This is a genomic window from Pseudomonas sp. A125, assembly GCF_055409485.1.
Genome location: NZ_JBUZVP010000012.1, coordinates 200,051 through 212,339, shown reverse-complemented (window position 1 = coordinate 212,339; position 12,289 = coordinate 200,051). Strand labels below are relative to the sequence as shown.

10 protein-coding genes are annotated in these 12,289 nt (G+C 61.3%); 7 read left to right on the top strand and 3 right to left on the bottom strand.

Features of this window, described 5'->3' with window-relative positions; translation table 11 throughout:
* Positions 1-190 precede the first annotated feature (190 nt).
* The 6 genes from ACZRN6_RS18385 to ACZRN6_RS18360 all read left to right on the top strand — a co-directional run bounded on the left by ACZRN6_RS18385 (position 191) and on the right by ACZRN6_RS18360 (position 7,430).
* Entirely contained in the window at positions 191-799 is a 609-nt protein-coding gene (locus tag ACZRN6_RS18385; RefSeq protein ID WP_322142972.1) for a YqiA/YcfP family alpha/beta fold hydrolase, read from the top strand.
* A 44-nt stretch (positions 800-843) separates the two neighbouring features.
* A complete protein-coding gene (gene parE, locus ACZRN6_RS18380; protein ID WP_088425596.1) occupies positions 844-2,748 on the top strand; it encodes a DNA topoisomerase IV subunit B in 1,905 nt (634 codons plus the stop codon).
* Positions 2,748-3,752, top strand: a complete 1,005-nt coding sequence (locus tag ACZRN6_RS18375) for an esterase-like activity of phytase family protein (protein ID WP_464008450.1) — start codon at positions 2,748-2,750, stop codon at positions 3,750-3,752. Before parE ends, ACZRN6_RS18375 begins: the two co-directional genes overlap by 1 nt.
* A complete protein-coding gene (locus ACZRN6_RS18370; protein ID WP_464008449.1) occupies positions 3,749-4,270 on the top strand; it encodes a retropepsin-like aspartic protease family protein in 522 nt (173 codons plus the stop codon). Before ACZRN6_RS18375 ends, ACZRN6_RS18370 begins: the two co-directional genes overlap by 4 nt.
* Before the next feature lie 10 nt (positions 4,271-4,280).
* Entirely contained in the window at positions 4,281-6,545 is a 2,265-nt protein-coding gene (parC, locus tag ACZRN6_RS18365; protein WP_322142976.1) for a DNA topoisomerase IV subunit A, read from the top strand.
* A gap of 177 nt (positions 6,546-6,722) precedes the next feature.
* Complete coding sequence (locus ACZRN6_RS18360; protein ID WP_322142977.1) at positions 6,723-7,430, top strand: PqiC family protein; 708 nt, start codon at positions 6,723-6,725, stop codon at positions 7,428-7,430.
* Positions 7,431-7,627: 197 nt separating this feature from the next.
* Here the strand turns inward: ACZRN6_RS18360 and ACZRN6_RS18355 are convergent, their stop codons facing one another.
* The gene (locus ACZRN6_RS18355) at positions 7,628-9,160 is read right to left on the bottom strand and encodes an AhpA/YtjB family protein (RefSeq protein ID WP_322142978.1); all 1,533 of its coding nucleotides are present in this window, start codon (positions 9,158-9,160) and stop codon (positions 7,628-7,630) included.
* 134 nt (positions 9,161-9,294) lie between these two features.
* On the opposite strand from ACZRN6_RS18355, the gene serB reads away from it, so the two are divergent.
* Positions 9,295-10,509, top strand: coding sequence for a phosphoserine phosphatase SerB (serB, locus tag ACZRN6_RS18350; RefSeq protein ID WP_322142979.1), 1,215 nt, complete (start codon positions 9,295-9,297; stop codon positions 10,507-10,509).
* A gap of 86 nt (positions 10,510-10,595) precedes the next feature.
* Here serB and asd read toward each other — a convergent pair whose 3' ends face one another.
* Complete coding sequence (gene asd / locus ACZRN6_RS18345) at positions 10,596-11,456, bottom strand: archaetidylserine decarboxylase (protein WP_322142980.1); 861 nt, start codon at positions 11,454-11,456, stop codon at positions 10,596-10,598.
* Positions 11,457-11,472: 16 nt separating this feature from the next.
* A complete protein-coding gene (gene rhdA / locus ACZRN6_RS18340) occupies positions 11,473-12,288 on the bottom strand; it encodes a thiosulfate sulfurtransferase (protein WP_322142981.1) in 816 nt (271 codons plus the stop codon).
* Between the last annotated feature and the right edge of the window lies 1 nt (position 12,289).

Genomic DNA, 12,289 nt, shown 5'->3' with positions numbered 1-12,289 from the left:
AGGTGCCGAGTGGTGGGGCAAGAGCCTTTTGGTTACTTTTGGGCTCCTTTCAAAAGTGACCCGCCGTAAGGGCGGAACCCATACAAGCCATCACCCAAAAAATGGATATACACCCAGAAACCCCGCTAGAGCCTAGCCCCCAAGTTCCCTGTAAACTGCCCCTCTTTAAGCCGACCCCAGAGGACCCGGAATGTCCGCATCGATCTTGTATATCCACGGTTTCAACAGCGCACCAGCCTCCAACAAGGCCAGCCAACTGATCACCGTGATGGACAGCCTCGGTCTGGCCGACCAACTACGGGTGCCGGCCCTGCATCACCACCCCCGCCAGGCGATCCCCCAGTTGGAGGAAGCGATCCGTGACCTCGGAAGGCCACTGCTGGTCGGCAGCTCACTCGGCGGCTACTATGCAACCCATCTTGCCGAACGCCATGGCCTCAACGCCTTGCTGGTCAACCCGGCGGTCAGCCCTCATCGGATGTTCGACGGTTACCTGGGCACCCAGAAGAACCTCTACACCGACGAGACCTGGGAATTGACCCTCGACCACGTCACGGCCCTGGCCGAGCTGGAAGTGCCGGCGCCCCAAGACGGCCAGCGTTATCAGGTGTGGTTGCAGACCGGGGACGAAACACTGGATTATCGGCTCGCCCAGCAGTATTACCGGGCCTGTGCCCTGCGCATCCAGGCCGGCGGCGACCATGGTTACCAGGGCTTCGCCCAGCAGTTACCGGCGCTGTTGAGTTTTGCCGGCATAGGCTCCGATCAGTACCAATCCTTCGATTTCACCGCATTGTGAAACCGCAGGTTACTTTTTAATCGAACGACTCACGACGAGACCCCATGGCCACTCCCAGCGCTAGCTCTTATAACGCCGACGCCATCGAAGTCCTCTCGGGCCTCGACCCGGTGCGCAAACGCCCCGGCATGTACACCGACACCAGTCGGCCGAACCACCTTGCCCAGGAAGTCATCGACAACAGCGTCGACGAAGCCTTGGCCGGGCACGCCAAGTCGGTACAAGTCATCCTTCACGCCGACCATTCCCTGGAAGTGTCCGACGACGGTCGCGGCATGCCGGTGGACATTCATCCGGAAGAGGGTGTGTCGGGCGTCGAGCTGATCCTCACCAAGCTGCACGCCGGCGGCAAGTTCTCGAACAAGAACTACCAGTTCTCCGGCGGCCTGCACGGTGTAGGTATTTCCGTGGTCAACGCCTTGTCGAACCACGTGCGGGTCAAGGTCAAGCGCGACGGCAACGAGTACCAGATGACTTTCGCCGATGGCTATAAAGCCACCGACCTGGAAGTGATCGGCACCGTCGGCAAGCGCAATACCGGCACCAGCGTGTATTTTGCGCCGGACCCGAAATACTTCGATTCACCCAAGTTCTCCATCAGCCGCCTCAAGCACGTGCTCAAGGCCAAGGCTGTGCTGTGCCCGGGCCTGCTGGTGAGCTTTGAAGACAAAGGCACCGGCGAAAAGGTCGAGTGGCACTACGAAGACGGCCTGCGCTCCTACCTCGAAGACTCCGTCAGCGACTTCGAGCGCCTGCCCAACGAGCCGTTCTGCGGCAGTCTGGCCGGTAACAAGGAAGCCGTGGATTGGGCTTTGCTGTGGCTGCCGGAAGGCGGCGACAGCGTCCAGGAAAGCTACGTCAACCTGATCCCGACTGCCCAGGGCGGTACCCACGTCAACGGGTTGCGCCAGGGTTTGCTGGATGCCATGCGCGAATTCTGCGAATACCGCAGCCTGCTGCCACGTGGCGTCAAGCTGGCACCGGAAGACGTCTGGGAGCGGATCGCGTTCGTCCTGTCGATGAAGATGCAGGAGCCGCAATTCTCCGGCCAGACCAAGGAGCGCCTGTCGTCCCGCGAAGCGGCGGCGTTTGTCTCCGGTGTTGTGAAGGACGCCTTCAGCCTGTGGCTCAATGAACACCCCGAATTGGGCCTGGCCCTGGCAGAACTGGCGATCAATAACGCCGGCCGCCGCCTGAAGGCCAGCAAGAAGGTCGAGCGCAAGCGCATCACCCAGGGCCCGGCACTTCCGGGCAAGCTGGCGGACTGCGCCGGGCAAGACCCAATGCGCTCCGAGCTGTTCCTGGTCGAAGGTGACTCTGCCGGCGGTTCTGCCAAGCAAGCACGGGACAAGGAATTCCAGGCGATCCTGCCCCTGCGCGGCAAGATCCTCAACACTTGGGAAGTCGACGGCAGCGAAGTGCTGGCCAGCCAGGAAGTGCACAACATCGCCGTGGCCATCGGGGTTGACCCGGGCTCGGCCGATATCGCCCAGCTGCGCTACGGCAAAATCTGCATCCTCGCCGACGCCGACTCCGACGGTCTGCACATTGCGACCCTGCTCTGCGCGCTGTTCGTCCAGCATTTCCGCCCGTTGGTGGATGCCGGTCACGTCTATGTCGCCATGCCGCCGCTGTACCGTATCGACCTGGGCAAAGAGATTTTCTACGCCCTGGACGAAGCCGAGCGTGATGGCATTCTCGACCGCCTGGTGGCGGAGAAGAAACGCGGCAAGCCTCAGGTCACCCGATTCAAAGGCCTGGGTGAGATGAACCCGCCGCAATTGCGGGAAACCACCATGGACCCGAACACCCGGCGCCTGGTGCAATTGACCCTGGAAGATTTTGCCGCCACCTCGGAAATGATGGACATGTTGCTGGCGAAGAAACGTGCGCCGGATCGCAAGAGCTGGCTGGAGTCCAAGGGCAACCTGGCCGAGGTTCTGGGCTGATGCGCAGCGGTTTCGCCCTGGCGATTCTGTTGTTGAGCGGGTTGGCGTCCACCTCGGTGGTCGCGGCGCCCGTGGATGAGCTGAAGCTGTTGTCTGAACACCCGGTGGAAGGCATGCGCGGCGGTAACCTGTCGGGCCTGGCCTTGTGTGGCGATGAGTTGTGGACGGTGTCCGATCGCGACGACGACCAGATTTATCGGCTGGATACCTCTGCGCCGGTTTGGAAGGCTGAGAAGTTCGGCATCGATGTTCCACCGGTGCCGGCGTCCGGGTTGCCCTGGGGGCTACGCTCGCGAAACACGGCTGCGTCATTTATTCGCGGTGGTGACCTGGATTTTGAGGGCATCAGCTGCGATGCGGCGGGCAACCGCTACATTGTCAGTGAGGCTCACGCGGCTGTGCTGAGAGTGCCGTTTTCCGGCGAACACGGTAACACTGAGTGGTTGAAGATCGCCCCGGGCATGGTGCGCGAAGCCCGGGCCAGTGGCATGTTGTTGCACTTCAATGCACTGTTCGAAGGGCTGGCGGTGAACCCGGAAGGCAATCAGATCTGGCTCGCGGCTGAACGCGAGCGGCGTGGGTTGATTTCCATCAAGCGCCCGCAAACCCTCTGGGATTGCGACGGTCCTTGCGTGTTGTTGAGCGAGGCGGGCACCGAGATGCAGCCGGCACAGATGCCCAAGGCCAAAGCGGTGTCGCGCAATTTCTCTGACATCGCGCTGTTCGAGGGCAAGCTGTTTACCCTCGAAAGCAGCCAGTTTCAGCTGTGCCGGCGTGATCCCGTGACGGCGAAGGTTGAGCAATGCTGGTCCTATGCCGATGAAATGCTGGCGCCGCAGCGCCAATACAATCAGCCCTACGGCCTGGCCGAAGCGTTGGTGATCGATGCTCAAGGTGCCTGGATTGGCCTGGACAATAATTTCGGCGCTCGCGCCGATGGCGAAAAACGGCCGATGGTCTATCGTTTCGCCGCCCCTGCGGGTGGCTGGAGCATCAAGCCATGAGCAGCCAGCCCGCCGGCAAGCGCGCCGGCCGTGTGTTGATGTTTGTGGCATGGGGCGCAGGATTGTTTTTGGCAACACGGTTTTTTGGGCAGTGGGAAGCGCGTCAGGAAAATCCCAATGCCGTGGTGACCTCGGAACAACACGAGGGTTATATCGAAGTAAAACTGCTGGGCAACGGCCAAGGGCATTTTGTTGCCACTGGCCAGATCAACGGCCAGCCAGTGGAGTTTATGCTCGACACCGGGGCCACCGACGTGGCGGTTCCGGCCGAACTGGCCGACCGTCTCGGGCTTAAACGCGGCATTCCGGTTGGCGTGAGTACTGCCAACGGGCGAACCCAAGGCTTGCGGACCGAACTGGGCCGCCTGCAACTGGGCGACATCGTCCTGCACGATGTGCGCGCCCTGGTGGTTCCGGGGTTGGGCGATGAACAGGTATTGCTGGGCATGAGTGCGTTGAAACAACTTGAATTTACCCAGCGCAGCGGCACCTTGCTGCTGCGCCAGACCAAACAATGATGAGGCCCGCATGAGTGACATCCTTGCAGACAGCTTAGACGGCGTTGAACGCCGGTCGCTGGCTGACTTCACCGAAAATGCCTACCTCAACTACTCGATGTACGTAATCATGGACCGTGCCTTGCCGCATATCGGCGACGGCTTGAAGCCCGTGCAGCGGCGCATCATCTATGCGATGAGTGAGTTGGGCCTGGACGCTGACTCCAAGCACAAGAAGTCGGCGCGTACCGTCGGTGACGTGCTCGGCAAGTTCCACCCCCACGGCGACTCGGCGTGCTATGAGGCCATGGTGCTGATGGCCCAGCCGTTCAGCTACCGCTACACGCTGGTGGACGGCCAGGGTAACTGGGGTGCGCCGGATGATCCCAAGTCCTTCGCCGCCATGCGCTACACCGAAGCGCGCCTGTCGCGGTATTCGCAGGTGCTGCTCAGTGAGCTGGGCCAGGGTACGGCCAATTGGGGGCCGAATTTTGACGGCACCCTCGACGAACCGCTGGTGTTGCCGGCACGTTTGCCGAATATCCTGCTCAATGGCACCACCGGCATCGCCGTGGGCATGGCCACGGACGTACCGCCGCACAACCTGCGGGAAGTGGCCACTGCCTGCGTGCGCTTGTTGGACGAGCCCAAGGCCACGGTCGAACAGCTCTGCGAACACATTCAAGGCCCGGACTACCCGACCGAAGCGGAAATCATCACGCCTCGCGCCGACCTGCTGAAAATCTACCAGACCGGGAAAGGCTCGGTGCGCATGCGCGCCGTGTACCACATTGAAGACGGCGACATCATCGTCACCGCGCTGCCACACCAGGTGTCTGGCGCCAAGGTGCTGGAGCAGATCGCCGCGCTGATGCAGGCCAAGCCCTCGAAGCTGCCGCAAGTCGCCGACCTGCGTGACGAGTCCGACCACGAGAACCCGTGCCGCATCGTAATAATCCCGACCAACAGCCGGGTCGACCACGAAGTGCTGATGCAGCATCTGTTCGCCAGCACCGAGCTGGAGTCCAGCTACCGGGTCAACATCAACATCATCGGCCTGGACGGCAAGCCGCAGTTGAAGAACCTGCGGGCATTGCTGGTGGAGTGGCTGGAGTTCCGGGTACAGACCGTGCGTCGTCGCCTGCAATTTCGCCTCGACAAGGTCGAACGCCGCCTGCACCTGTTGGACGGTTTGCTGATTGCCTACCTCAACCTGGATGAAGTGATCCACATCATCCGTACCGCCGAGCACCCGAAGGCCGAGCTGATCGCGCGCTTCGAACTCAGCGAAATCCAGGCGGACTACATCCTCGACACCCGTCTGCGTCAGTTGGCGCGACTGGAAGAGATGAAGCTGCGTGACGAACAGGACGCGCTGCTCAAGGAACAAGCCAAGCTCCAGGCCCTGCTGGGCAGCGAGGCCAAGCTGAAGAAGCTGGTGCGCACCGAGCTGATCAAGGACGCCGAAACCTATGGCGACGACCGCCGTTCGCCGATTGTCGAGCGCGCCGAAGCCAAGGCCCTGACCGAAACCGAGCTGCTGCCCAACGAGAAAATTACCGTCGTTTTGTCGGAAAAGGGTTGGGTTCGTTCAGCCAAAGGGCATGATATTGACGCCACTGGCTTGTCGTACAAGGCGGGTGACGGTTTTAAAACCTCGGCGGCCGGGCGTTCCAACCAGTTTGCGGTGTTTATCGACTCCACCGGGCGCAGTTATTCGGTGCCGGCGCATACCTTGCCGTCGGCACGGGGGCAGGGCGAACCGTTGACCGGGCGCCTGACACCACCGCCAGGGGCGAATTTTGAATGCGTGCTGCTGCCGGACGATGATTCGCTGTACGTCATCGCCTCCGATGCGGGCTACGGGTTCGTGGTCAAGGGTGAAGACCTGCAGGCCAAGAACAAGGCGGGCAAGGCGTTGTTGAGCCTGCCAAACAACGCCAAGGTTATCCTGCCGCGTCCGGTCGAAGACCGTGAAGGCAATTGGCTTGCATCGGTGACCACCGAAGGCCGCTTGCTGGTGTTCAAAATCAGTGATTTGCCGCAGTTGGGCAAAGGCAAAGGCAACAAGATCATTGGTATTCCCGGGGAGCGGGTGGCCAGTCGCGAAGAGTACGTGACCGACATCGCGGTGATCCCGGAAGGCTCCACCCTGGTGTTGCAGGCCGGCAAGCGCACGTTGTCACTGCGCCCTGACGACCTTGAGCACTACAAGGGTGAGCGGGGTCGTCGTGGCAACAAACTGCCGCGCGGCTTCCAGCGAGTGGACGCATTACTGGTGGAAACGCCCGTTTAAGGCGATATAGAGCACCCGATCTACGATTTAACCCGTAGATCGACGCTTTCGCGCTGGAGTCATGGCGCATATTCACGGATGATATGGCCTTTCCAGCGCCGGCGTGGCTGAGCGCGTATAGGTTATTTTTGAGTATTACATTGTGGTTCGCCTTGTGGCAGCCACCTGGATGGGATGATGACTGCTCCGCGCCTTCCTTTATTTTTGTTGCTCGCTGGCCTTTTGGGCCTGGCGGGTTGCAGCACACATCAACCTGTGTCGCTGTATCAGCTGGACAGTGGAAGTCCGGCCCAGCCTGCACAAAGTGCCGGCATGGCAGTATTGCTTGGCCCTGTTGTAGTGGCTGACTACCTGCAACGCGAAACCCTGCTGCAACGTCAGAACGACGGCAGCCTGCAAGGTTCCACCGATGGTCGCTGGGCGGGTAGCCTGTCGTCCGATATCAATCAACTGATGTTGCGTCAGGTGGCTGGCCATCTGGACAGCCAGCGTGTGGTATTGGCGCCGGCACCTGCGGGCTTTACCCCGGACGTGCAGGTGTTGCTGACCATCACACGGCTGGACTCCGGTGTTTCCCAGCCGGCGATCCTGGACGCCCAGTGGCGCCTGATCGACCGTCGCGGCCAGGTGCGGGATAACCGCATCGTGCATTTGCAGGAACAACACACCGGTACCACTGCGTCCCAGGTTCAGGCCCAGGGCGTGCTGTTGCAGAACCTGGCGCAGCAATTGTCCGTGGCTCTCAAACCACTGGCCAACCAGCCGTCGGTGGCAGAAGCGCCGCGTAAGCAGTCCCCGGCGGCGGCCAAGCCCGCCGCACCGGAAAAGCCGAAGATGCCGATGGCAGTGCCGATTCGTACGGATATGGAAGTGTTCAGGTTCTGACCTGAAGACAGGCAAATAAAAAGGCCCGCTGATGAGCGGGCCTTTTGTTTGTGCGGGATCTGAGCGGTACACAGATCTAATGTGTGAGCTTGTGTGGGAGCTGGCTTGCCTGCGATAGCATCCCCTCGGTACATCGGGTACACCGAGGCGTCTGCATCGCAGGCAAGCCAGCTCCCACAAGGGCTAAACGATGATCTTTAGTTCTTCGCCCGGGTCTCGTGCATCCGCGCCAGCTGGCGCTCAAGCATCGACGGATAAGGCTCCATCAACCGCTCCACACAGCACGCACCCTCAGGGCTGGCAATCGGGCGGATCCGCGCACGTTGGCGGATCAACACGTCATCGCTGATCTTGCGTTCCACCAGCAGCAGGTTGCGGCTGTGTTGCGACAAGGCCAAGGCGTCCTGGGCGATTTCGGTCAGCAGTAGATCAATCTGGCTCATGCCATACAGATCGTCACCGACCGTCAGGCCCAGTTGCAGCTGCAAGGTGATGCCGCTGTCGGCCACTTCGATTTGCAGCGCATGGCCCAGGGCCCGCAGCAGCTCGCCGCAGCAGATGGCGTTGGTCAGGTAGTCTTCGCCGCTGTCTTCGCTGTGGAACAGCATCAGCGTGCTGCCGTCGTTCAGGGTGTGCAGTTCGCTCTGGTACAGCGAGGCCGCTTGGTCGAGGCAATCACGATAACGTTCCAGCAGCTCGGTCAGGCGTGCCCGCGGCAAGCGGCGCAACTGATCCTGTGCGCCCAGTTGCACGGCCAATACGGCGCTGTGCTGGGGCTGGGTGCTGCGCACCGGAGCCGGTTGCACAGCAGGAGCGGTTGGCGCTGAAGTGTCGCGAAGATCGGCGAACGGGTCTTCTTCGTCCAGTTCGTCTTCTTCTGCCTTGATCACCTGCCGGGTGGCCGGCTTGAGGCCCGCCACCGGCGCAGACTCGTCAAAGCTTGGGTCGCGCAGGTTGCGCACTTCAAACTCCGGCTCGTCGTCTTCGTAATCGGTGTCGTCGAACTCGGGCTCGGGTTCAACCTCCGGCACAACGGGCTCCGGCGCGAAGCTGGTGTGCAGTTGGCGGGCGAGGTCGCCGATTTCGTCCTGACGGTCGGTGGCCGGGGTATGTTCGTCGATATCCCGCAGCCAGATGCGCAGTTGCATCAGTGGCGTAGAGATATGCCGACCCAGGCGCAGGCTCAAGGCCAACGACAGGGCCAGCAGGATCGCGCTCAAGATGCCCATGCTTTGCAGGCTGATGGTCATCGGCTGCTGGAACTGTTGCATGTCCAGGCTGATGCGCAGTTGGCCGGCCTTCACGTCCTGAAACGTGATATTGCTCTGGTACAGGCCTTCGGCTTCACCCAGCAGGCCGTTTTTCGGGCGTTGCCCGGCTTCGGCCATGATCCGGTTGTCCACGCTATAGATAGCGGCGTGGGCCACCAGCGGGTTTTTGGTCAGGTTGTTGAGCAGCACGTTGAGGCTGAGGATGTCGTTGGACACCAACAACTCAGTCGCCGAGGTGGCGGTCTGGGTGGTCAAGCTCTCGCCCAGGGCGTCGGCTTGCTCGTGCATGGCCTGCTTGAACTGCAAACCCATCACGCAGGCGTAGATCACCAGGGCCAGAGCGACCAGGATCACGTTATGGCTGGCGATGCGTAATGCGATCGGTACACGGCGGTGACGCAGTGCCCGGAAGATCAGCAGGAAGAAGTTATCGGTTTTTACTGGCGTGGGCCGGTTCACTTAAGCTCGGCTCTTTAGTCCGTGAAGTTGACGCGCAGTATAGCGACAGGCCCAAGACCGGCAAAGCGCTGGCTGTGCCCGATGGTCACTGAAAGTGGGTAGAATGCGGTTTTTTTCCAGCTCGGGGGTGCGCTTTGCGCGAAATTGTCCTGATTAACATCACAGGTGAGGACCGTCCGGGTCTCACCGCAGCCATTACCGGTGTTCTGGCCCAGGGTGGTGTGAACATTCTCGACATCGGCCAGGCGGTGATTCACGACACGCTATCGTTCGGCATCCTGGTGGAAATCCCAAGCACCGAGCAAGCCTCGTCTGTGCTCAAGGACATCCTGTTTACGGCGTATAAGCTGGATCAACAGGTGCGTTTCACGCCGGTGTCCGAAGAGGACTACCAGAGCTGGGTCGCCGGCCAGGGCAAGAAACGCCATATCGTGACGTTGTTGACCCGCAAGGTGACGGCCGAGCAATTGCAGCGTGTCAGCTCGATCACGGCCCAGTATGGTTTGAATATCGACCACATCGACCGTCTGTCGGGTCGCATGCCGCTGGACACGCCCGCTGACCAGGGCAAGGGCTGCATTGAATTCTCGGTACGCGGTGAGCCGGCAGACCCTCAGGCCCTGCGCGCCGAATTCCTCAGCGTGGCCCAGGAGCTGAACGTCGATATCGCCTTCCAGGAAGATTCGCTGTTCCGCCGCAATCGCCGCCTGGCGGTGTTCGACATGGACTCAACGCTGATCGAAGCCGAAGTCATCGACGAACTGGCCAAGGCTGCCGGTGTGGGTGAGCAGGTCTCGGAAATTACCGAGCGCGCCATGGCCGGTGAGCTGGATTTCCGTGCCAGCTTCAAGGAGCGCCTGGCGCTGCTCAAGGGCCTGGATGTAAGCGTGCTGGATTCCATCGGCGCCTCCCTGCGCCTGACCGAGGGCGCTGAGACCCTGTTCGCTGAACTAAAGCGCCTGGGCTACAAGACCGCGATCCTGTCGGGCGGCTTCACCTACTTTGCCAAGCAATTGCAGGCCAAGCTGGGTATCGACTATGTGTTTGCCAACGAGCTGGAAGTGGTGGACGGCAAGGTCACGGGCGTGGCGGTAGAGCCGATTGTCGACGCACAGCGTAAGGCTGATTTGCTGCGGGAATTGGCACACAAGGAAGGGTTGCGTCTGGAGCAGACCATTGCGGTCGGCGACGGGGCGAATGACTTGCCGATGCTGGCCATTGCCGGGTTGGGTGTGGCGTTTCGCGCCAAGCCGCTGGTCAAGCAATCGGCCAAGCAGGCGATTTCGACCCTGGGGCTGGATGGGGTGTTGTACCTGTTGGGCTTTCGCGACCGCGACGGTCAGCTCTAGTACACACACTTTGTAGGAGCCGGCTTGCCGGCGATGGCGTCCTCAAGATCGCATCGCCGGCAAGCCGGCTCCTACAGAGGTCGTCGTCAGGCTTTCGGCAAACCCATGCCTTGGCCCATCTGCACCGGCGTGCCCGCCAGCAGTTCTTCCGACCATTTAATCTGGCCCGGCCCAAACAGCACGATCGCTGTCGAACCCAGTTTGAAGCGTCCCAGTTCCGCACCTTTTTCCAGGTGGATCGGCCCGCGGGCAGCTTCGTCATAGCGCACGGTTTTCAGCTCACGCTTGGGCGGTGTTACCAGGCCAGCCCATACGGTCTCGATCGATGCCACGATCATCGCGCCCACCAGCACCACGGCCATCGGGCCGCGTTCGGTGTCGAAAATGCAGGCAACCCGCTCGTTACGTGCAAACAGCTCCGGCACGTTCTCGGCGGTGGTCTGGTTTACCGAGAAGATCCGGCCAGGGATGTAGACCATTTCGCGCAGGGTGCCGGCCAGTGGCATGTGCACCCGGTGGTAGTCCTTCGGCGACAGGTAAACTGTGGCGAAATCACCGCCCATGAACGGCGCAGCCACCGCCGAATCACCACCGAGCAATTCCAGCACGCTGAAGCTGTGGCCCTTGGCCTGGAACACCCGGCCATGTTCAATCGGGCCCAACTGGCTGATGGCGCCATCGGCCGGGCTCAACACGGCGCCAGGCGTTTGGTCCAGAGGCCGGGCACCGTCTTTCAAGGCGCGGGTGAAGAAGGCGTTGAAGTGCTCGTAGGCCGTCACGTCTTCAACCAGTGCCTGGGACATGTCCACCTGATAACGCTTGGCGAACCAGCTGGTGAAGGCATTCTTGAACCAGCGCACGCGGCATTCGGCAATGCAACCCGCCAGTCGCGACAGCAGGTGGTGGGGCAGCAAGTACTGGCTGAGGATGAACAACTGCTTTTTCATTTACTGTCCTTAAACCTTAAATCTCAACGGGGGTGTCGGGGTGGTTGCCCCATTCGCCCCAGGAACCGGCATAACCTTTGACTCGCGAATAACCGAGCGCCTTGGCCACCAGATAGGTGAAGCCAGAACGGTGGTGAGTCTGGCAGTGGGTGATGATTTCTTTGTCCTTGGTCAGCCCGAGGTCTTCGAGGATCTGCGGCATGTCGCGGCGAATCCGCAGTTGGCGGGCCTTGTCCATGCCGGCGGTCCATTCGAAGTTCACCGCGCCCGGGATGTGTCCGCCCTTGGCCGCGAGGACTTTCTCTCCGGAGTACTCCAGCGGGCCGCGAGCATCCCAGATGCCCAGGTCGGCAGCGCCGAGGCGGCTTTGCAGGTACTCGCGGGTGGCGGTGGGTTCTTCATGCAATGTCAGGCTGACCGGGCCGCCGACGCTGGCCGGGACTTCGCTAGACACCGGGTGTTTTTCTTCCAGCCACGCCAGCAGGCCGCCGTCGAGGTAGTGGTATTTCTTGTGGCCGATGACGTCGAGCATCCAGATGAATCGACCGGCCCAGCCGCCGCCTTCGTCGTCGTACACCACGTAGGTGGCATCCGGCGTGTGGCCCAGTTCACCGAACAGTTTTTCCAGGTCAGCCTTGGCTGGCAGCAGGCCCGGCGCCGGGGGTTGTCCGAGCTGGGTGCGTTTTGGGTCGACGAAACGTGCGCCGGGGATATGCCCTTCGGCGTAACGCGCGGCACTGGTGAGGTCTACCAGAATCAGGTGTTCGGCATCGAGGCGACCGAGCAGGTCACTGGCCTCGATGACCAGCGGCAAGCCAGAGAAGTCAGGCATG

Coding starts and splice junctions, on each gene's coding strand:
- ACZRN6_RS18375 (WP_464008450.1), top strand. CDS start 2,748: ATGCGCAGCGGTTTCGCCCTGGCGATTCTGTTGTTGAGCGGGTTGGCG.
- rhdA (WP_322142981.1), bottom strand. CDS start 12,288: ATGCCTGACTTCTCTGGCTTGCCGCTGGTCATCGAGGCCAGTGACCTG.
- ACZRN6_RS18360 (WP_322142977.1), top strand. CDS start 6,723: ATGACTGCTCCGCGCCTTCCTTTATTTTTGTTGCTCGCTGGCCTTTTG.
- parE (WP_088425596.1), top strand. CDS start 844: ATGGCCACTCCCAGCGCTAGCTCTTATAACGCCGACGCCATCGAAGTC.
- ACZRN6_RS18385 (WP_322142972.1), top strand. CDS start 191: ATGTCCGCATCGATCTTGTATATCCACGGTTTCAACAGCGCACCAGCC.
- ACZRN6_RS18370 (WP_464008449.1), top strand. CDS start 3,749: ATGAGCAGCCAGCCCGCCGGCAAGCGCGCCGGCCGTGTGTTGATGTTT.
- parC (WP_322142976.1), top strand. CDS start 4,281: ATGAGTGACATCCTTGCAGACAGCTTAGACGGCGTTGAACGCCGGTCG.
- asd (WP_322142980.1), bottom strand. CDS start 11,456: ATGAAAAAGCAGTTGTTCATCCTCAGCCAGTACTTGCTGCCCCACCAC.